This is a genomic window from Njordella aestuarii (assembly GCF_056494165.1).
The window spans coordinates 5,554,176-5,575,045 of the sequence record NZ_CM151397.1; the positions used below are offsets into that span (position 1 = coordinate 5,554,176).

At 51.6% G+C, this 20,870-nt stretch carries 14 protein-coding genes; 7 read left to right on the plus strand and 7 right to left on the minus strand.

Features of this window, described 5'->3' with window-relative positions; genetic code table 11:
- Window positions 1-4: 4 nt before the first annotated feature.
- The 5 genes from SH451x_RS21760 to queC form a co-directional block, all read right to left on the minus strand.
- Window positions 5-2,314, minus strand: coding sequence for a hypothetical protein (locus SH451x_RS21760; RefSeq protein WP_479359258.1), 2,310 nt, complete (start codon window positions 2,312-2,314; stop codon window positions 5-7).
- Window positions 2,314-4,671: a BatA domain-containing protein gene (locus SH451x_RS21765; protein ID WP_479359259.1), complete on the minus strand. Its 2,358-nt coding sequence runs from the start codon at window positions 4,669-4,671 to the stop codon at window positions 2,314-2,316. The genes SH451x_RS21760 and SH451x_RS21765 overlap by 1 nt, the downstream gene beginning before the upstream one ends.
- Entirely contained in the window at window positions 4,602-5,516 is a 915-nt protein-coding gene (locus SH451x_RS21770; RefSeq protein ID WP_479359260.1) for a DUF58 domain-containing protein, read from the minus strand. The genes SH451x_RS21765 and SH451x_RS21770 overlap by 70 nt, the downstream gene beginning before the upstream one ends.
- A gap of 65 nt (window positions 5,517-5,581) precedes the next feature.
- Window positions 5,582-6,607: an AAA family ATPase gene (locus tag SH451x_RS21775; protein ID WP_479359261.1), complete on the minus strand. Its 1,026-nt coding sequence runs from the start codon at window positions 6,605-6,607 to the stop codon at window positions 5,582-5,584.
- 178 nt (window positions 6,608-6,785) lie between these two features.
- Window positions 6,786-7,508: a 7-cyano-7-deazaguanine synthase QueC gene (queC, locus tag SH451x_RS21780; protein ID WP_479359262.1), complete on the minus strand. Its 723-nt coding sequence runs from the start codon at window positions 7,506-7,508 to the stop codon at window positions 6,786-6,788.
- A gap of 347 nt (window positions 7,509-7,855) precedes the next feature.
- On the opposite strand from queC, the gene SH451x_RS21785 reads away from it, so the two are divergent.
- The 4 genes from SH451x_RS21785 to SH451x_RS21800 all read left to right on the plus strand — a co-directional run bounded on the left by SH451x_RS21785 (window position 7,856) and on the right by SH451x_RS21800 (window position 14,874).
- Window positions 7,856-8,638 carry a LuxR C-terminal-related transcriptional regulator gene (locus SH451x_RS21785; RefSeq protein ID WP_479359263.1) on the plus strand — a complete coding sequence of 261 codons (783 nt, stop codon included), beginning with the start codon at window positions 7,856-7,858 and terminating at the stop codon, window positions 8,636-8,638.
- A gap of 251 nt (window positions 8,639-8,889) precedes the next feature.
- The gene (locus tag SH451x_RS21790; protein ID WP_479359265.1) at window positions 8,890-10,494 is read left to right on the plus strand and encodes a 2-isopropylmalate synthase; all 1,605 of its coding nucleotides are present in this window, start codon (window positions 8,890-8,892) and stop codon (window positions 10,492-10,494) included.
- Between the two features lie 146 nt (window positions 10,495-10,640).
- On the plus strand, window positions 10,641-11,723 hold the full coding sequence (locus SH451x_RS21795) for an efflux RND transporter periplasmic adaptor subunit (RefSeq protein ID WP_479359266.1): 1,083 nt from the start codon (window positions 10,641-10,643) through the stop codon (window positions 11,721-11,723).
- 25 nt (window positions 11,724-11,748) lie between these two features.
- Window positions 11,749-14,874 carry an efflux RND transporter permease subunit gene (locus SH451x_RS21800; RefSeq protein WP_479359268.1) on the plus strand — a complete coding sequence of 1,042 codons (3,126 nt, stop codon included), beginning with the start codon at window positions 11,749-11,751 and terminating at the stop codon, window positions 14,872-14,874.
- 553 nt (window positions 14,875-15,427) lie between these two features.
- On the opposite strand, the gene SH451x_RS21805 is transcribed toward SH451x_RS21800, so the two are convergent.
- A complete protein-coding gene (locus SH451x_RS21805) occupies window positions 15,428-16,114 on the minus strand; it encodes a hypothetical protein (RefSeq protein WP_479359269.1) in 687 nt (228 codons plus the stop codon).
- A gap of 391 nt (window positions 16,115-16,505) precedes the next feature.
- Between SH451x_RS21805 and SH451x_RS21810 the strand changes: the two genes are divergently transcribed.
- The 3 genes from SH451x_RS21810 (at window position 16,506) to SH451x_RS21820 (ending at window position 18,723) form a co-directional block, all read left to right on the plus strand.
- Entirely contained in the window at window positions 16,506-16,763 is a 258-nt protein-coding gene (locus tag SH451x_RS21810) for a hypothetical protein (RefSeq protein WP_479359270.1), read from the plus strand.
- Between the two features lie 180 nt (window positions 16,764-16,943).
- A complete protein-coding gene (locus SH451x_RS21815) occupies window positions 16,944-17,729 on the plus strand; it encodes a FliA/WhiG family RNA polymerase sigma factor (protein WP_479359271.1) in 786 nt (261 codons plus the stop codon).
- Between the two features lies 1 nt (window position 17,730).
- The gene (locus SH451x_RS21820; protein WP_479359272.1) at window positions 17,731-18,723 is read left to right on the plus strand and encodes a hypothetical protein; all 993 of its coding nucleotides are present in this window, start codon (window positions 17,731-17,733) and stop codon (window positions 18,721-18,723) included.
- A 752-nt stretch (window positions 18,724-19,475) separates the two neighbouring features.
- Here the strand turns inward: SH451x_RS21820 and SH451x_RS21825 are convergent.
- Window positions 19,476-20,795 (minus strand): glucuronate isomerase, encoded by a 1,320-nt coding sequence (locus SH451x_RS21825; protein ID WP_479359273.1) that lies wholly within the window; start codon window positions 20,793-20,795, stop codon window positions 19,476-19,478.
- Window positions 20,796-20,870: the final 75 nt, after the last annotated feature.

Here is a 20,870-nt window from a genome sequence, read left to right on the forward strand (position 1 = left end):
CAGCTCATATAAGTCCAACGCGTTTTCGAAGGAGCCACTCTGCGGCTAACAAACAAATCAGTGGTATGAACATCCAGTAAGACTGCCATAACGCTAGATTACTTCGGACTACACGCCCGCTTGCGATTGCATCTAGTTGTTCTACAAGTTTACCAATTTCATTTAGCCTGACACATGTGCCCGCAGTTAGTTCAGCGGCTTTCATCATGCCAACATGATCTGGGGTGCCACTCAGGATTTCAGCTCGGTTGCTTTGCTCCACATAGATATCGGCAGCAATTTCTTGTTCAAGTGGCGACATCCCCGCCGTTTCAACTGAAAAACGGTAGTGGCCGGGCAACAATCCAGCGATGGACGTTCTATAGTAACCTTGTAAAGATCCTTCGGGTTGCAACAAGAATCGCCGCTCGCCCGGCGCATCATGCGAGTTCAAGATCGCATAGACGAGCCTATCGCTACTTGCAGGAATCTTGTCTTGGTTCAAACGCACTCGTATGGGTACTTCCTCGTCAGGTGTAAAGCTACGAGGCGCGACGTCAAGATCGATCGCTTCCGTCCGCACGAGAAATGGCTTCCGGGAATACTGGCGGCAAATCTGCGTCCAAAACAATCGGTGAACTGCGTCAGCGCGTTTATATCGCCACTTCCAAGTCTGATCGGTGGCGGAATAGAACACCATCCCTGCGCCGACACGTTGCTCGACAAACACCGGCGGTTCTTGAGCATCGTCTTTACTACGGGCAACGGCAAGTGTGGTCGCAGTCGCTGTCGGCCTTACAAGAGCTTGTACATATAAAGGTGGTAGTTCGCTCCAAGCACTCGCTTGCTCGTCGGAAGTTGTCGCCTGGGAGTCTATGCGGAAAGCATTTTGGGCTGCGGCTCGCTCGGTCAATGCGACCTGACGCTGCACCAAAATATCAGCAGCCGACGCGTCTTCGTCTCGCACAAATTCGACCGGAAGCAGATCCTGTAAACGGCCCCATTTTTCGTCTCGAAAATAGCCAAAACTCCCGTCTAGAAAAATGACTCCTCCACCTGCTTCCGCAACATATTCCTCCATGACTTGCTGCATGGCATCAGGAAAGGTAGCCGCGGGCGACTCGCCAAATATTACTAAGTCATATTGTGATAACGTATCGACATTCTGAAACACGCGTGCCAGCTTGAGCTTTTCTGAACGTTCGTCTGAACTCAGATCGATCGATTCAATCTCCCAAGTTGGGTCCCGATCCAGCGCGTTGCGAATATAGCGAGTCTCCCAGCGAGGCCTGCTTTCAAGCATGATTGCGCGGTTTCGAATAAGGCTCACCCACACTCGAAACTTAAAAGTATTATTCCGGAGCTCAACATCCGGCTTGGATTGCTGTACAGACGCGACAAACTCCAGCGCGATCGAGCGTTCTTCAATTTGCAAATTTCTTCGCGACTGATCCTCGAGCAGCCGACCAACAATCGGCTCCATGAGAAAGGCAAAATTAGCGGTACCTGTGCTAACGCCTTTCAAGTCTTCTTTATCGATTTCCTTTCGCCAAACAATCTCCTGGCCTAGCGTTACTTGAAGTATCACGTCTTCAGCCGTCTCGACTTCGTAAGTCATCTCGCCGGTAAGCAAATCCTTGCGGTCGGCGTTGCTCGGCGCACTCAAGGAAATGATACGGGAGTCACCACCGGACTGCGAATCTCCGATTTCAACGAAAAACAGTGGAGGCGAAGATACGCTGCGTCCTTCGGCTGCTTCAACCAACGATCGTCCTTGAGTCACATTGCCATCGGTGAACATCAGGACTGAATCATTCACATGCCGTTTTACAAATTCACCCAGTGCCGTTTGCGACGAATAAGATTCGGGTTGAATGATCTCTGTCGGAATCGATTGCTCTTTTATCGTTTTGGCCGTAGAAGCCCAAAGCACCTTCTCGTTCTCGCCGTTAGATTGAACGATCGTCAAATCAAATCGTTCTTGTAAGGTCGCGAGTGGAAACAGATTTGGGTCAAGCAGTGCAGCAGCAGCGGCGTCCCAGCGAGAACGACCATTTTCGTCGACACGCTCCATGCTTTGCGAGTCGTCAACTGCGATCACCAAACGACCGGGCTCACCTGCGATGTGGCGGAAACGCAAAGTAGGCTCCAACAACATCAGAAAGATAAGCAGCACAGCCAATGCTCTCATCGCAGCCGCCGCCTTTCCCAACCAGCTATCGATTTTTCTGCGGCGGAGTTCTTGCCGATACAACCAAAATGCCAGGGCGGTCAGCAATAGGCCTACCACCCATAACCACAAACGGTTGCCGTTCCCATCAAAATCAAACGACACTACGCAGCCCTCCGTGCTAGCCATTGTTGCGCCAGTAGCTCCGCAAACAACAGCATCAAGAGAGCGACCAAGACGTAACGCCAGACTTCGCTGAACCGACTCATATCGTCGGCAACACTTGCTGGCGCAACAGGAGCATCGGCAGCTTCGCTGCTCTCTAGCAATCGACCTCCAAGCTCGCTGACGAAACCAATAATTGTCTCGGTGTCTGCTATATCTAAATTTGACTCGAAGGGTGGAATTTGCGTAGCCACCAAAATGTTCGGCTCATCGCCACTCCTTTCATAAGCATACGCTAGCGGCCGACTCGCCACCGTCTGCGGGACTTTAACTCGTTGCGTTTGGTCATCTTCGTTGTCCTCCGACGCAACGTCCGCTGGAGCATATTCGTACCATATGTGATTCGCCTCTTCCGACTTGCTTTTGACGAGCACTGGCAGTGCTTCCCCAAGTTCCAAATTTCGACTGACCTGCGAACCAAAGATCAAAGTACGTAAGGTCTCTTGCACCAGCGGCACGAAGACTTCGCTTACCGGTAAGCTCGATTGATCAGGAGTTGTATCAAAACCCAACAAAAGCATACGGCCACCCGATTCGTTCTCAAATGCCGCAGCAACGGTGGCGTCTTGACCATGATATAGAATCGATTCGAATCTATGATCGATCGACGCAGTCGCTTCCCCATCGTTCTTCTCCGATTTTATCTCCCAAGCACGAGCAACAGTCACGGCGTCGGTTGCGTTAAAGAATCCTGCAACTGTTCGACTGAACGGTAAGACCAGATTGGGATGAGCTGCAATTTTGGAACTGCTATATTTTTGCTGTTCATTTGACACGATCAGCACGTCGGACTCAGGAGCAGTCTTTTGATTTCGCAGGACGACTTCGTTGTACCATCTGGGGTCGATGTCCGGGCCAGCGAAGACCACCAACGATCCATTTTCTGTAGCTTCGCCTATTTTGCTCCATAGATCCTCATCCAGTCGCGGCACGTTGGAAAGGATCACATGCTGTACATGTTGCTCTAAAGCATTCGCGATCGAGTTGTTTTCGTTAGCGCGAAAGGGACCTTGCACTTTAAACAACCTCGGTAACCTCGTACCAACGTCGGTATTGTCGCGACCAAAATCAGGAGGTTCGATGGCGAATTGCAGGTATACACTTCCATCGGCGCTCACGGTAGACTCTTGTCTGCGTTGAGTATCGCCGCGGATGATCAAGACAGGCTCGGGCTGAACAACTTGTAAAACCCAATTCGCATGGTTATCTGCGGCAAGTGAATCAGTACGATCGATGCGAATTTGGCACAGATGATCGCCGACTGGAAGTGGCGGGATAATCACAGAGCGACTCACCGATTCTCCGGCAGCAACATCAACCCGCAAGTTCTCATGGTTCCTTCCATCGATGGTCAGTTGTACCGAAAGCCCGTCCACACGCTCACGACCATGATTCGCAATTTGCAAATCGACTTGCCCAATTTGGTTCAAGCCTACTAGCTTATCGCTGGTTGCTTGGAAATGGAGCGAAATATTCTCTCGCTCAACGCCGCCCATTAGCAATTGTGTTTTTGGAACAAAGACTAACTCCGGAGGAAAAACTGCTTGTTTGAGCTCTTCCCGTAGCGATGCCCGCTGAGAGCTGCTGAACTGATCTATCATTGACTTTTGAAAATCTGTAACGACGACACAGCGTATCTGACGATCCACGTTTTCGCGTACGATTTTTTTCAGTTCTTCCAGTTGAGTTCGCAAGCTCATGCGAGGAAAATCGAAAAATTGTTGTAGATCCAAGTCGGAATCGAGAGTAGAGGCCGAGGCATTCGGCGAACTGCCTGAATCGCTTGCGTTTGGTAGTATAAGCGTCGGGCTCAGATCGCGAACTCCCGTGCTTTCCAGAGTTTTCATGATGGAGCCCATGGCAGCCTGTTCATATTTTGCATCACTATCTGGGACCCTAAGCGCCTTGACCGACTCCATCGCAAGCATTGAAGGGCTACTATCGACGATCAGGAAAGTCGGCTGTGTGCTAGGCATTAGCCGGGCGCTTAGCCAGCTGACGGCAGGCCTCGCCATAACAAACGCTAATAAAAGAGGGATTGCACATCTTATGGCTAACAATAGCCACTGTTGCCAACGAATTCGACGCGACCGCTGATCAATACGTTCATTCAAGAACTGCATAGCAGCCCATGGAACGACACGCACTTTGTTCCTGTTTAGTAGATGAATTAGCAACGGAACAGAAGCTGCAAACGCGCCGAATAGAAGCAAGGAGTTCAAGAATATCATTTTGAACGCCCTCGAACCGTCAAGAAATCTCGCAGCACTTCGCCACATGGTTGGTCTGTCGTGCATCGAAGCAAATCGACGGCATGCTGCTGACAGCCGCTCGTTAACTGATCTTGGTATTTGGCAACGTTCTGACGATAAATAGTTGCTAATTGACTGCAGTCGACGGTTCGCTTTGAACCTGATACTTCCAGATCCTGAAACTCACATAGTTGCTGGAACGGAAAGTTGACTTCATCGTAGTCCCATACCTGGATGGCGATAACATCGTGACGAGCTCCCCGCATCAGTTTCAGTATGTGAACAATCCGCTCGGGATCGTCGAGGAAATCGGAGATAACGAACACTAAAGTTCTTCCCGAAAGCCTGTCTACTAATTGCGTAAGGGCATCGACCAGCCGCGATGAAGTGTTTTGTTTTGGTGTGGTCAGGCATTGCAATATATCTTGCAGATAGCCGGGGCGACTGCGAGGCGGAACATAATTGGTCACGCCCGCATTTAATAACGCTAGTCCAACGGCATCTTGCTGGCGAAGTAAGAGGTATGCAATGCTAGCGGCCAGCGCACATGCGTAATTGTACTTGGTCAAACCGTTTGCACGGGAACCGCTGTAGCTCATCGAATCACTCTGATCTACGGCCAACACGCATTGCAGATTGATCTCTTCTTCGTATTGCCGAGTGTAAAGACGGTCCGTCTTGCCGTACAGTTTCCAATCTAATGCCCGTAGTTGATCTCCGGGAACATAGAACCGATGCTCTTTGAATTGCGTCGAGAACCCCTTTTGCTTGGAGGCATGCCGTCCCAATGCGAGCCCATCGGTGATATGACGCGCAAAGATTTGCAGCGACTGAATGTCACGGACTGTAGCCGCTGTAAGGTGATCGTGGGCGTGCGTAGTTGGATTCATAACAATTATCCTTGGCGTGCTCCATGCAACGCGCAACAAACGGTGCAACAAGAGCCCAATCGGAACTACAGCGCGCTGACAGACTTGGGAGCAATTTGCTTCCAGGCTTTCGCAAGAACCGTGTCGGTTGTAAAACCTTGTGCTGTCGCGGCGAACGACAGGACTATACGGTGCCGAAGTACTGGTAAGGCGAGAGCTTGTATGTCATCGACAGTTACAACGCCTCGACCATGAAGCAACGCTCGAGCTTTACCCGCCAGCGCCAAGTGCTGACAGGCACGTGGACCAGGTCCCCAATCAATCAGCTCCTTCACCCAGTCAGCAGCGTCAGGCTCCAGCGGTCGCAGTTGCCGGACATAATCAAGAATCACGCCCTTCACGTTCTCCGGTAGCGGTACCGAGCGGACTAGTGTCTGAAAACGGAGCAACTCTTCGGCGTGCAAGACTGCTTCAATTTCATTGCGAACGCGGCCCGTCGTCAGATCCATAATCGCCGACTCGTCTTCTCGCGACGGGTATCCAACGATGACTTGGAGTAAGAAGCGATCACGTTGAGCTTCCGGCAGCGGATAGGTCCCCTCGTGCTCAATCGGGTTCTGTGTTGCCAACACGAAGAACGGTTCGGGCAGTTTGTAAGTCTGTCGGCCTACTGTTACTGAATGCTCTTGCATTGCTTCTAGTAGTGCCGCTTGCGTTTTCGGAGGCGTACGGTTGATTTCGTCAGCCAGCAGAATTTGCGTAAAAATCGGGCCGCTTTGAAACACCAACTGACGGCTACCGTCCTCATGCGACTCTTGGATGATGTCAGTTCCGATAATGTCCGACGGCATTAGGTCGGGCGTAAACTGAACCCGCGCGAACGCCAGATGAATCGATTCCGACAACGAACGGACCATTAGTGTTTTCGCTAGCCCCGGCACACCTTCTAACAGGCAGTGGCCACCCGCCAGCAGTGCGATCAACAATTGTTCGAGAGTCTCATGCTGACCGACGACCTTCTGGCTGATTGCGGTGAGCACCGCCTGCATTTTTTCTTGTAGTTCGAGGGCAACCTTAAGATCAGACTGATTTAATAACTGTTCGGTTTGCATGAAATGCGCGGAGGGAAGGGCGGGCGGGAATGCGGTAACTTGCTAAGTCCAGTGGCAGATAACTTCCATGTAGCCGTGTCTCTCCGAGACTCGAATCAGCGTCTCGGAGATACGCTGCAACATGGGACGGTTTGAATGCCTACGGACCAATATAACCAGAAGTCGTTTTAACGCGCGCTTATTCAGCGTAACGAATCGGATCAACTTGCTGATTTGCAGCAAATCCCGCCTTCCTCAGCAAGCAGGAATCACAAAATCCGCAGGCCACACCATTTTCAAGCGGATCGTAACAGGACGAAGTACTCGCATAGTCCACCCCCAGTCGTGTTCCGAGGGCGATTATTTCTGCTTTGGTCATCGCAATAAGGGGCGCATGGATCTTGATAGAGAGCTTTGACGGATCTGCAATCGCATCGACCCCAACCTTTGTCGCGAGATTCGCAAGTTTTTCAAAGGCCTCAATAAATTCCGGTCGGCAATCGGGATATCCGCTGTAATCGAGCGCATTGACGCCTATAAAGATATCCCGCGCTCCGATTGCTTCCGCCCAAGCAAGGGCGTATGACAAGAACAACGTATTACGCGCTGGAACGTACGTAATCGGAATCGAATTTCCAATTTGATGTGCATTTTCGTGCTTCGGAACAATAAAAGTGGAGTCGGTGAGCGCTGAACCGCCGACAGATTGAAGGTCCACATCAACCAAAACATGTTTTGCAACCCTGGCTTTACTGGCGATTGACTTTGCGCATTCCGTTTCATTGGCATGACGCTGTCCATAGCGAAATGAAAGTGCCGTCACGTCAAACTGCTGCTCCTGTGCAATCGCTAGCACAGTTGCCGAGTCGAGACCGCCGCTCAGCAGAACGATGGCCCGTGACCGTTTCCTTGGATCTATCATTAATTGGTTTTCAATCGTTACGGCTTCGCGGAAAGTTCAGAAACCGGTCCACTCGAATCGGTATCCTGACTCACGCTGATTGTTTATTTAGTTGTTACCAATAGCGAGCTAATGCTACAAGCAGCAAATAGCTGCCGACTTTTAGGCTGTTCAAAAATTTCGAAAAATATTTCCGTTATTTTGAGGGGTTCATATCGTCAATTGCGCTTCATTACACTAAAAGAGCCTTTTATGCGGCCTGAATCTCCTTTAGCACGACGCACTTCAAGGATCTACAACCACTCGGACTTTTCAAATATTGCTCGCATTTCCAGCGTGCTGGCAGTGCCTCATCCGCAGACTTAAGAATGCTCAATTCGGGACAAACCTTCGTTTTCGCCACATCCCAGTCGACCGCTGAGCGAGTTGAAGTGGCCCTGCGTATTGCCAAGGGAGAGTCTAGTTTTATCTGCTCCAACTTTTTTGCAGACGATCGGACATCCAAGAGTATTGCATGCCTGTTCATCGTCGAAATCAGCTCGATGCAGCCTAATATTTCTGACCATGAAGAAACCGAAGATGAGCGTGGATTAGCTAGCTTTATGTCAGACTTGTTGCGTCTCGCTGACAATAACGTTGTCGTGGTCATCGGAAACAAGGTTCCCACCTTCAGCGTCGTCGAATGGATGCAGCGTGGCATGTTCAGCTACATCGACTCGGCTTACACCCAGTCGCAATTCGATGTGACGATTCATACTGCGATGGCTGTTATGTTGGATTTGGCTAGCGAATTTCGGAAATTTTGTCAGTTGCAGGAGCGGTTTGCGGCGCTCAGCGATGCCGAAGCGGAAGTTCTCGAGTCGATTTTGCGGGGCGATCCCAACAAGGCAATCGCACGGGAGTTGGGCGTGTCGCAACGTGCAATCGAATCGAGGCGGCACAAACTTTACGGCAAACTTGCAGCGCGTTCCGTCGTCGATTTGGTCAAGACGGTCAACGAATTTGATTCGCTTCGAAACCGATACTTTCGACATGAGGCTCATTCCTTCGTGCCAAGGAACCATAAATTATCTAAGGCCGAAATGAAGGATACAGCGGTTCCAAACCACGAATCCCAGCCGCTCACAACCGATGCAAAATTGCAGTCATAGTTGCAAAAACACGTTGAAGACGATGAGATGATTCCTGAAGCCTCTCGTCCAGCGGATCAATCGCCGAACCTTTCCTACAACCTAGACCTCTTCTAGGTACCGCTCGGTAATACTCAAAGTTTGATACCGGGCCGCAGCAAGCCTCGCTAATCAAATCTGCTGGACTTGCTACACTACACTCGACCGTTTGGCTTGCGAAATGGACTCGTAAGATCGCAGCCACTTCCAATGTTTTTCCGATTTCGCTTCCCATGACTGATAAAAATACCGCAAATTCGGCTCAAAGTCCTACTGCTAGCACAGCTGCGCGGCAGATCCGCATTTTTGACACGACCCTTCGCGACGGCGAACAATCGCCGGGTGCGAGCATGAATGCTGCTGAAAAGCTCGAAGTTGCTCAAGCGCTGGCGGAACTTGGTGTAGATGTGATCGAGGCCGGGTTTCCGATTGCTTCACCGGGCGATTTTGCTTCGGTACGGCAGATCGCGCAGGTCGTTCGTGGCGCGACGATTTGTGGTTTGGCGCGTTGCAACGATGGCGATATCGATCGTGCCTGGGAAGCCTTGAAAGAGGCTCAGCAACCTCGGATTCATATTTTCCTCGCCACCAGCGCCATCCATCGTGAATTCAAATTGCGAATGAGCTGCGATGAAATCATTGCCAAAGCAGTTGCTGGAGTTTCGCGAGCTCATTCCTATTGTGATGACATTGAATTTTCGCCGGAGGATGCGGCGCGAACCGAACACGATTTCTTGTGCCAAGTTGTCGAAGCTGCGATCGCGGCAGGTGCCACAACAATCAACATCCCCGATACCGTCGGCTACACGACTCCGCTGGAGATGTACCAGCGAATTGAGATGCTTTTCAATCGCGTGCCGAACATCGACAAGGCCACCATCAGCGTCCACTGTCATGATGACTTGGGACTTGCGGTCGCAAATTCATTGGCGGCTGTTCAAGCTGGCGCTGGACAGATTGAATGTACGATCAACGGCATCGGTGAACGTGCCGGCAATTGCGCTTTGGAAGAAGTAGTCATGGCGATGCGAACCCGCAGCGACTTGTACAACTGTAACACCGGGATTCGCACGCAGCGGTTGGTTCCTGTCAGTCGCTTGGTAAGCAAGATTACGGGTATCGACGTCCAGCGAAACAAGGCTATCGTCGGTCGTAACGCATTTGCGCACGAGTCAGGAATTCATCAGGACGGTATGCTCAAACAACCGTTGACTTATGAGATCATGCGTCCGGAAGACGTAGGGTTTTCTAAGACCGACCTTGTGTTAGGCAAACATAGCGGTCGCGCGGCGTTATCTGATCGCGTCCGTACGTTGGGCTATCAGTTGACTGGTTCGCAGATTCAAGAGTTGTTCGATGGCTTTAAACAGTTGGCCGACAAGAAGAAGGAAATTTACGACGGCGACATTATCGCGTTGATCCAGAGTCAGATGAGTGGTCACGTTACGCCGGCATGGTCGCTTGTCGATTTCAGTGTCTCCAGCGGTACAAACCAATCGCCCCGAGTGTCGCTGCGGCTCAAACATGGCGACGAGCAGTTGCATGCCGAAGTTGAACAGGGGGACGGACCGATCGATGCGGCGTTTTGGGCTGTCGAAAAGCTGACGGGGCTGAAATTGATTTGCAAAGATTTCCAGGTCCGCAGCGCTACTCTTGGACGAGACGCTCAAGGCGAAGTCACCTTGGAAATCGAACACGAAGGTCAAATTTACCGCGGCGTTGGCGTGTCTACCGATTCGGTCGAAGCCACCATTCTTGCCATGCTGAACGCGGCAAACCGCATCGAAACCGAAAAGAACCTTCGCAGCGATACCCCTGTCCGTTATCAAGATCCCTGATTCCGCAGCAGCCAAGCCGCGGAACTTGCGATTTTTGAGACAGATCTTGTTTTTCCAATTACAATTCCTGGCTACGCTCGTTTCGCTCGGAATCGGTCGGCCATCGTTGCCCGATCGGTGCTCAGTTAATCTTGGGACTGCTTTGTATGTTGCGTCAGATTGTAGGCTCTATCGCCATAACGGTAGTAGTCTTGTGCATTTTGGGTGGAATCGCCTACGCCAAGTATTGGCAGATTGAACAAGCCGCAGCCGCTCCGCCAACGCCAGAGTCGCCCGTTGCGGTACGAACGGCCGTCGCGCAGCCCACCTCGTTTCGCTTAAGTTCGACGGTTGTCGGTACCGCTCTGGCCCCCAGGTCGGTTCGCCTGCAGACCGAGCTGACCGGAACAATCACCCAGATTCCCATGGTAGCAGGATCGACTGTCAAAGCCGGCGACCTGTTGGTCGAACTCGATTCACGCATCGAACAAGCTCAACTAAAGAGCGCGAAGGCGACGCGCCGCATGGCCGACTCCGTCTACCGTCGCAATAAACAAGCCAACGCAGCCAGCGCTATCAGCGAGATGGAACTGGAACAGTCGGAAGCGACTCTGGCGCAAGCTGATGCAGAAATCGAACGACTTCAAGCCTTAATCGACAAGAAGACTTTGCGAGCCCCCTTCGATGCGGAAGTGGGCTTGTTCGATTTGCACCTGGGGCAATACCTTCCCGAAGGCACGCTCGTCACCACGCTGCAAGGAATCGAAGATTACCTGCATATCGATTTTACGGTCCCTCAGCACGTGGCCGACGAAATCAAGATCGGTCAGCAAGTCCTATTGCTGTCGGCCGGTGCAGATCTGTCAGCGGAAGTCATCGCTATTGACTCGCAAGCTGACCGCGTCTCGCGGAGCTTGAACGTACGAGCTAAACTCACGAATCCGCCAGAGTCTCTAAAGCCAAACGATTCACTAAAAGTCCTTGTGGAGTACGGTGCCTCGATCAACTCGGTCTCAGTACCAGCGTCTGCCGTGCGCCGCAGCCCGACGGGGACCTTTGTTTTTCTGTCCGTGTTGGATAAAGAAGGTGTCCCGCGAGCAGTCTCGCGTGAGGTGCACGTTGGACTCACTCAAGGCAATTCTGTCGCCCTTCTATCTGGCGTCGAAGCAGGCGAACGCGTTGTGGCTGATGGTTCGTTCAAAGTCCGTGACAACATCTTGCTCGCCGAAACGGAAATAAGCTCACAATAGCAATCGAGCGCGGATTCTATTCATCATGAAAACTATTACAGACGTCTTCATCAAACACCCGGTGCTGGCTGGTGTAGTAAATCTGATCATCGTTTTGGTCGGAATTCGCTGCGCCATGTCGCTGCCTATCCAGCAGTTCCCCAAGCTCGAAAGCACCTCAATCTCGGTTACCACGGTTTACATCGGAGCAAGCGCCGAAACGGTGCGTGGCTTCCTTACCACTCCGATCGAGCGAGCGGTATCATCGATCGCGGGCGTTGATTTTGTCGAAAGCAGCAGCACCGCTGGTGTCAGCTCCGTTACGATTCGCTTGAACTTGAACCACGATAGTACGCAAGCTCTGGCGGAAGTAAATGCTAGGCTTCAACAAGTTCGCCGCGAGCTGCCAGCGGAAGCCGAGCCCCCCGTGATCGCGCTTTCTCGGGCAGATCGTCCTTACGCATCCTTCTATATAAGTTTTACTTCCGATCGTTTTGATATTCCTGCCCTGACCGACTATCTGAGCCGCAATATCCAACCGCAACTATCGATTCTGCCTGGCGTTCAACGAGTCGGGATCGAAGCAGGCCAAGTTCCTGCGATGCGCATTTGGATCTCGCCGCAACGTTTGAGCGAACGCAATTTGACACCAGGGGACGTGTTTCGAGCACTGCAGAGGAACAACTTCCTCGCCGCGATCGGTCGCGTGAAAAGCGACACGGTCCAAATCGATCTGCTGACAAACACGGATTTGAAAAGTGTCGACGAATTCAGCAATATGATCGTATCGCAAAACGAAGGTTCAATCATTCGTTTAGGCGATATCGCTAAGGTCGAACTAGGATCGGAAGAACCTGCGACGACAGCCATGTATCGCGGCAAAGAGGCGGTCTATGTGAGCGTTTGGCCGCTGCCTGGCAGCAACGAAATCGATGTTTCACACCGACTGCGTGAAGCACTTAAAGAAGTAGACTCCACTTTGCCCGAGCATGTCGACATGCAGTTGGCGTTTGACGCGACAAAGTTCATGGAGCAAGCGCTGAAAGAGATTTCGAAAACATTAGTCGAAACAATCTTGATCGTTGGAATCGTCGTCTTCGTTTTCATGGGCTCTATTCGCACCGCGATTGTCCCCTTGGTGGCGATGCCTGTGTCGTTGGTCGGAGCGACGATCATCATGTTCTTGCTCGGCTTCTCACTGAACCTATTGACGCTACTGGCGATCGTTTTGGCGGTGGGCTTGGTCGTCGATGATGCCATCGTCGTCGTTGAAAACGTGCAGCGGCATATCCTAGAAGGAAACTCGCGACGACGTGCGGCCCTGATCGGCGCACGCGAGTTAGTCGGTCCGATCATAGCAATGACCATTACCTTGGCGACTGTCTATGCACCGATCGGCTTTCAAGGTGGACTCACCGGCATGCTTTTCCGCGAGTTCGCATTCACGCTCGCTGCGGCTGTTGTCGTTTCTGGTGTCGTCGCTGTGACGCTCAGCCCTGTTATGAGCGCGATCATGTTGAGCGAATCGGGGAAAGAGGGCCGTTTGACCCGTTTTGTAAATCACTTGTTTGCGAAAACTCAAGCGGCCTATGGAAGGCTACTTGCGCGCGTTCTGCCGTTACGATGGGGAATCGCCGCCGCCACGCTAATCGTCGCCCTCGCTGCTGTCCCGCTCTACATGTTTTCTCCCAAAGAACTCGCGCCGGTCGAAGATCAGGGCGCGATATCGGTAGCTTTGACGGCCGCTCCCGACTCGACGCTGCTTTCGTCCACCCAATGGGCCTCGCAGTTGGCAGAATCGTTTCAAGAAATCCCTGAGTCCGATTACATGTGGGCGCTCATCAATTCCGCAGGCGGATTTGGAGGTGTCATAACCACCGATTGGGACCAGCGTGAACGAAATACACAAGAGATCTATCCGCAAGTCTACGGGATCGCTTCCCAGAACCCTGGCCTGGAAGCGTTCCCTGTGTTGGTTCCACCTTTGCCCGGTGCTGGCAACTACGATGTGGAACTGATCCTGAAGAGCGATTTGCCAGTTGAACGCCAACTCGAAATTGTGCAAGAGATCACGCAGCGCGGACGCGCATCGAATCAGTTCATGTTTTGCGACACTGATCTCAAGATCGATTTGCCGCAAGCTCGCGTCATCGTCGATCGAGAGAAACTAGCGGACTTAGGACTCGACCAAGCTGCGGTTGGGCAAGAACTGGGAGTATTGCTGGGGGGCGGCTATGTCAACCGCTTCAACTATTTCAACCGATCATACCAAGTCATTCCACAGTTAGATCCTGAGGAACGCAAGTCAACGGCTGCCTTGATGGACCTTCAAGTGCGAACACCTGCTGGTACGCTGATTCCCGTATCAACCTTTGCTTCGATTGAACCGGAGACCGCGCCACGTTCGTTACAAAGATTCCAGCAGCAAAGCGCCGTGCGCATCTTCGCCGCAGTCCTGCCGCATGTCACCAAAGAGCAAGGGCTAACGACTTTAGAGGACATTGCCAACGACGTCATCGGTACCTCGGCTCAACTTGACTACGCCGGCGAATCGCGGCAGATTCGTTCCGAAGGTTCAGCGCTGACGGTCACTCTCGGCTTTGCTTTATTGTTGATTTACTTGGTGCTGGCCGCCCAGTTCAAGTCATTTCGTGATCCGCTGATCGTACTTCTTGGATCGGTGCCTTTGGCGATTAGTGGGGCGTTGGTGCTAACCTGCCTAAATCTAACGACGATCAACATCTATTCCCAAGTCGGCCTCATCACGTTGGTAGGTTTGGTTGCGAAGAATGGAATATTGATCGTCGAATTTGCCAACAGTTTGCAAGAGCAGGGCGTGCCAAAGCAACGTGCGATCATTGAAGCTTCTCAGACGCGGCTCCGTCCCGTCTTAATGACTTCGGTTGCGACCGTGTGTGGTCACTTCCCACTGGTTTTGGTCACTGGCCCTGGCGCAGAAGCGCGCAACAGTATCGGCATTGTGTTAGTCGCTGGTATGGCGATTGGTACGATCTTTACGCTGTTTGTCGTACCAGCTCTCTATTCGATGATCGCTGCCCAGCACAAGCATGACTCGGAGGTCGATTTACTCGACTTCCAGTTGCAACCGCCTCGGTCCGAGTATCCTGGCAAGAGCGAAACCAAGCTCGAACCCAGCATCGCAGGTCGCTAGCAAGCGTTATCGCTCAGCGGTTGAGTAGCGACATGCTAGAACCAACGCCGTGCGAAATTGATTTGCACTCTTCAGCAGTGCAGTTCGACGCGAGCACATCCAACGTAGATATAGGCCGCGAGGTTTTGTTTGAATGCTTCAATATCACCACCAAGCTTGACTTGGTGGATAGATGATCTTGAACGCAGCGATTGGATCATCGTTCGACGGGGGCAAGCGCCAATCGTGACGCAAGGGCAGTGACGCCTTAGGCTGGTTTTGATCCCGTTTCGACCGAGGCAAGCTCGGTCGGGTTGCATCGCTGCTCAGCTTTTTGTCATGGTTGTTCAAACCAAACTGCTCATCTGAAAAAGCGATTAAATTTGATCCGCAGTTGTCGACCTATCACGGCACAGCTCACTCCGCTCCGTCCCATCCCTTTCGAACTGCATATTCAAGTCTGCCGGCGATTCGAAATAGCGTCTCAGAGAGACGTGGCGATTTGCTGATCATCCGCGTTCTGGCGAACGCAGCTACGAATATTATTTTGCCCTTGGAACTGGCTTCGAAAGACTTATTCATCGATGCCTAGACGCATACGAAGTTTGGCGAATTCGTTGGCGTAGGTATCGGAGCTGCTATGGACATGTTCCGCTTCGGTCAAAAATCGCATGTCTTCATCGGGATAGACGTCGTTCTGGATCAAAATGCGTTCGAACGATTCTAAAGGTGAGCCATAGGCGACCACCAGCTTGTGTTCGTCAAATTGGATTTCTTGACGCTTGCGAGGATTCATGACGGCAATTCCAGTGCAGCCGTCATTGAGCAAGAGATCTTCGAAATCATAGAGAACACTCTTGAGCACGGGCGTATCAATGTGTTCCCGCAGCAAATCGCAATGCTCGCCATCACCATTGTGGCTTGACTCGAGCACCACATCGACCACTTCGCCCAAAGGCTCGAGCATGTCGATGAACAAATCAAACAGTCGGTCACGTGTAGCCGCAGCCATTACAACCGGTATTTTCGTTCCAGCCTGTTCGTCCGAATATACTTCGTGACGAAAGCCTTGCCGCGGTACGACTTTGAGATCGAAGGAAGGGCGGATCGCTTCGGTCAATTCAAAGACGCCGTAGCGAAACACTTCCAGATGAGCTTCAAGGTCATCGTGGGTGAGCCCAACAAAGCTGGACGAACCTTTATTAGTGGTTGTTTCTTTAGCTGGAGCGGTACTGCTGGATTGTCGAGGCATTAAACTCATCAAATTATCTCTTAGTAAACTGGCCCAACGGCTTGGAATGCACCAATCGCCTTTGCACATGCCGTTGGTTCGCGGCAACAACCAAAGTTAGGTTACGCCGATTTACAGGAGATAACTTTTTATGAAAATCTTCCGAAATTCCTAAAGCCTTTTGAAACGGCACAACCGGTACAATCCGATGCACTTGGTAAAGTGTGCGGTTGAGGCTTCGCGAATTTCTGACTTTTTTCGATCGTTCGCTCAAGTCTCCAGCGCCGCCGGTCCGATAAGCATGTTGCTGCGAGGCACGCACCGAAATAAGTGCGACTGGCTAGCACACGGCTATTTTGCCTGTCGAAAAGACTTACTGATCGTTTTGTCCTAGAAGAAGTACTTGCACAAGGAGGTGCCAGTGGCGCGAGGATACGCAGCATGTTTGGGAGCAATTGCACTGCTCATTAGCTCTCTGCGAGCCATTCTCGACGCACAGCCTTCCTACGAAACGCTTTCATCGGCGTTAACGCTAACTTTTGCTTTCACCGTTTTCGGATATGTCGTCGGGACCATCACCGACTCTTTAATTCGGCAATCGGTAGAAGCGAACTTTCGCCAAACAGTTCAACGTTTCCAGGATCAACGCAACAGTACGACCAATACGAGTTCAAGTTGATCGGATCGACAACTGCAGAGTTTGATAGCTAAGCTTTCAGATTTCGCGTAACACACATTTAACATTCGCTACGACTGGCATGGCTTTGCGGGTCAAGATTCGCTAGAGTCCGGTTCGGTTGTAGTAGCCAGCTTGTGGCTCTTCGGCCACGCCTTTGCCAGGACAATCATGGAGGTTTGGATGGCAACGACGATCGCATCAAAAGTCGATCTTCAAGACGTTTGGGTTCGTTACAAAGCGGACCAAAGTAATCAGACGCTGCGTAATACGCTAATTGAAGCTTTCACACACTTGGTTCGTTATAATGCGGAGCGATTGCGTTCGCGGCTGCCCGACGGCGTCGATATCGACGACTTGGTCAGCGCTGGCGTTTTCGGGTTGATGGATGCCATCGACGCATTTGACATGGGCCGAGGTGTCAAGTTTGAAACTTACTGTGTGCCTCGAATACGAGGTGCCATGTTGGATGAACTGCGCACTATGGACTGGGTGCCGCGGTTGGTCCGAAGCAAGGCCAGCAAGCTTTCCGAGGCGATTAAGACGCTCGAAAAGCGATATGGTCGTTATCCAACTGATAACGAACTTGCCGAACATATGGAATTGCCACTTGGCGAGCTCGAAAAGATGAAGAGCGAAGCCGCTGCGGTCGGTTTAGTATCACTGAACAAAAAGTGGTACGAAACGGATAGCTATAAAGATGTTCGCGAAATTGACATCCTGGAAGACAAAAAGGGTGAAGATCCAACGCGCCGCATCCAAAAAGGCGATCTTATGCGTTTGGTAACCAAAGGGTTAAACCGAAACGAAAGATTGATTATAATCCTGTACTACTACGAAGAACTGACCATGAAGGAAATCGGCCAAACGCTCGACTTGAGCGAAAGCCGCGTCAGTCAAATGCACACCAGCATCGTGCAACGATTGCAAGAACAGCTGGGACGTCGTCGTCCAGAATTTGGAAGTTAATATGAATATGCCTGCGTTGCTGAGTCACGATCCTTGGTCTTCACTCAGCAACGTTCGGCTCCGGACAAACTGGTCTCCAGTTGTCTTTCTATTTGGATTGATGGCAATCGGTTTCTCTCCGATTGCTGCTCTTGCACAGAATGCGGATGCTAAGGCGTCCGCTCAAAACGTGCAATCATCAGCCGGTACAGACGACCTCGGCTTAATGGAGCTCTTCGGTACTCCGACAGATGACGTGCTTCATTGGACATCACCATGGCTTGCGCAGAATCCTGACTGGATGGTTTCCAGCACTGGCAACTCGTTAGTTCTCCATGGATTTAAAGTTAAGCCTGCGGGCAGTATCTCCATTCCTCGATTGGCAACGCCTATCATCGGTTTGCGTGCGGAGTTCGACGGCGAACTTTGCCCAGTCGATTTGATGCCATTGCCCGCCGCATGGCGAATCCGGTGGCGAGCTCCAGTCCAAGCCGATCCGGAAGACACCTTTGAGATATCGATCACCATCGATTGCCAATCTCGACCGGTAACACTGGAGCAGTCGGCCCAACTGACTCAGCAAGCAGATGGAATGATTATTCTGCCTGGTCATCACGCGGCAACTTCCGGAGATTCCGTCCGGTACGAACCACTGCCACAGAAAAACACGGTTGGTTATTGGACCAGTTTGAAAGACAAAGTCGTCTGGGAATTTTCAGTGGACCAGCCAGGACGTTTCGCGGTGGCAGCGCTGGCTGGTTGCGGAGCGGGGCAGGGGGGCAGCAAGATCAAAGTCAGCTTTGCGATGGCCGACGACGCATCGAAAGAAATCCCACCGCTTGAGTTCACTTCGACCGAAACCGGCCACTTTCAAAACTTTCGCTGGCAGCAGCTTGGTTTTGTGGACTTGGATGCTAAAGGCAAATACTCGATCAGCATCCAAGCATCGGCAATTGAAAAGAATGCAGTCTTCGACGTTCGCACCGTAAATCTTATTCGTCAAGCTGCGAAGTAATCTGAACGCGGCGGGCTGGGGAAGTTTGCTTTGACTGGTGCCAGCTGTTTGCCGGTCGCAGTTCAGGAATAAGTGCAAACGCATCGTAGCTGGCTTCGCCTAGAAGCCGGGGACGTAATGGTTAACGCACCGAACTTCAACCGCGTTCTAGGCGAACGCAGCTACGGAAGAGGATACAAGTGCATCGTAGCTGACTTCGCCAGAAGCCAGGCATGTGTTGGGAAGGTTTGCTGTTTCGCCACGAGCACTGCTGGACAAGCCAGCAGTGGCACCCGTTTTAGAAACCGCCAGCAGTGGCACCCGTTTCAAGACACGCCTAGAAGCCGTAGGGCACGTAGTTGAATATAAGCCCGAAGGGCTGACAGATCCTCTGCCGGGGTCGAAGGCCCCGGAACCAAGCCTTTGTAAAGCCTTAAGGCCCGGAGGGCCGACACATTTGTTGACATGTGTCAGCCTTTCAGGCTTTTTATTTTTTGCTTGCTCTTTTCCGGTGGTTATCACCACCGGCAGAGGATGTGTCAGCCTTTCAGGCTTGGGGATCAAACGGAAAATAGACAAGTAAAAGTTGCTGAGCTTCTTCATTTCGCATGTCGCACCCGTCGGCCACGAGCACTGCTGGACAAGCCAGCAGTGGCACCCTTTTTAGGAACCCCACTCTGACTTTTCAGAAATCGCACCGAACTTCAACCGCGTTCTAGGCGAACGCAGCTACGGGAAGACGCGCAGTGCGATCACGCTTTACGCGAGCGTAGCTACGAATGGTTCGCGAAGAATATTCGCTCGACATTACCACGCAATATATCGGAGCCCAACGTGACAGCTTGCTCTTCGCTCCAACGTCGCTTGACCACGAAATCTTCGGCTAGAACCGTCGCCAAGATATCGCGGTACATCGAAAACTTCGGCAGGATAAATTCCACTTTGTATGCGTCGCTGTAGTACCCAACTTGTTTGGTGCGCGGAATCGCTTCGATACGGCTACGCAAATCCCGGTCGATGAACGATGGAGTATTGCTGTACCACCAATGTCCATTCGTCACGACGTTTGGGAAGATCCAAGCGTAGTCGACTAACTCTTGGTTTGTCACCGAGGCAAGGACGGAGATTGGAAACGTAACTTTCGGGAAACTGCGAAAGAGTTCGCCGTATTGAATCATCGATACACGTGAATCATACAAGTCTTGCCCTTGGTAAACTCCCGCCGGATAGACTTTCCGATTGACTCCGATCATCAAATCAAACGGCAGTTTTCGTTCTTCGCATAACTGGGCAAGTCTCCAAAAAGTCCAGTAGCTCATAACTTCGCGGTGCGCCGGATCGGCCAGTGTTCCTTCGACGAGTAAGTTTTGTAGTGAGGCGACGGCCGATACGCGATCAATCTTTCGTGGTGTGAACGAAGGTGGCAAAGAGATTGCGCACGCCTTTGCATTATGAGAGCAAAAATGATCAAACAAGTGCTGCACCGCTTCGTCCAACCGCTCAAGCGAAGTTATCTCCAGTTTAGCGGCAGACTCGAGGCGTTTTCGAACGGCGGGGTCGGCTAAGTGAAAAACTAAGTCGTCGGTCCGCAGACATGGGACATACTTTTCCGTATCAAAGCCAGTCAATGGGTCATCGAAATCATTCGTGAGAAAGACTTTCGCAACGTTGGAACGCTGCAAGACCTCTTGAGCACGATCGGGTCGCTTTCCAAATTCTTCGACCCGATCATAAAGGCGTTCCCAGTTGTTAAGGTCGATGGTCCCTTCATTCCAATCAAATAGATCCTCGGCCAGTTTGAGCATCCAACTCCATTGAACTGTATTGTCGATAGCCCCAAGTGTCTCAACCAATCTGCCCACGCGGGTCTTTTTGTCGGCCGCTGGATCTTCAATTAATTCTCTTGCCAATCCTGCAGAATGAGCGAGTTCGGTATAGTAGTGGTACCCCAGAAGATCCAAGAGATTTTCACTGCTAGGTGAGTGCGGATTCACGTGGGAATGTGGATCCAGCAGCGTTATCTTGGCCAGTTCCTGAAGAATTCTTGCTTGCAGATTGACCGTGCTGTCCGAGCTACTGGCTGACTGATTCATTGATGTTTTCGGGGCTAGAGGTTATGGATTGTGCTGAATATAGGTCTCCGCCTCTATTCGCGCAGAGCATGCAAA

Coding starts and splice junctions, on each gene's coding strand:
- SH451x_RS21765 (WP_479359259.1), bottom strand. CDS start 4,671: ATGCACGACAGACCAACCATGTGGCGAAGTGCTGCGAGATTTCTTGAC.
- SH451x_RS21770 (WP_479359260.1), bottom strand. CDS start 5,516: ATGAATCCAACTACGCACGCCCACGATCACCTTACAGCGGCTACAGTC.
- SH451x_RS21775 (WP_479359261.1), bottom strand. CDS start 6,607: ATGCAAACCGAACAGTTATTAAATCAGTCTGATCTTAAGGTTGCCCTC.
- queC (WP_479359262.1), bottom strand. CDS start 7,508: ATGATAGATCCAAGGAAACGGTCACGGGCCATCGTTCTGCTGAGCGGC.
- SH451x_RS21785 (WP_479359263.1), top strand. CDS start 7,856: ATGCTCAATTCGGGACAAACCTTCGTTTTCGCCACATCCCAGTCGACC.
- SH451x_RS21790 (WP_479359265.1), top strand. CDS start 8,890: ATGACTGATAAAAATACCGCAAATTCGGCTCAAAGTCCTACTGCTAGC.
- SH451x_RS21795 (WP_479359266.1), top strand. CDS start 10,641: ATGTTGCGTCAGATTGTAGGCTCTATCGCCATAACGGTAGTAGTCTTG.
- SH451x_RS21800 (WP_479359268.1), top strand. CDS start 11,749: ATGAAAACTATTACAGACGTCTTCATCAAACACCCGGTGCTGGCTGGT.
- SH451x_RS21805 (WP_479359269.1), bottom strand. CDS start 16,114: ATGAGTTTAATGCCTCGACAATCCAGCAGTACCGCTCCAGCTAAAGAA.
- SH451x_RS21815 (WP_479359271.1), top strand. CDS start 16,944: ATGGCAACGACGATCGCATCAAAAGTCGATCTTCAAGACGTTTGGGTT.
- SH451x_RS21820 (WP_479359272.1), top strand. CDS start 17,731: ATGAATATGCCTGCGTTGCTGAGTCACGATCCTTGGTCTTCACTCAGC.
- SH451x_RS21825 (WP_479359273.1), bottom strand. CDS start 20,795: ATGAATCAGTCAGCCAGTAGCTCGGACAGCACGGTCAATCTGCAAGCA.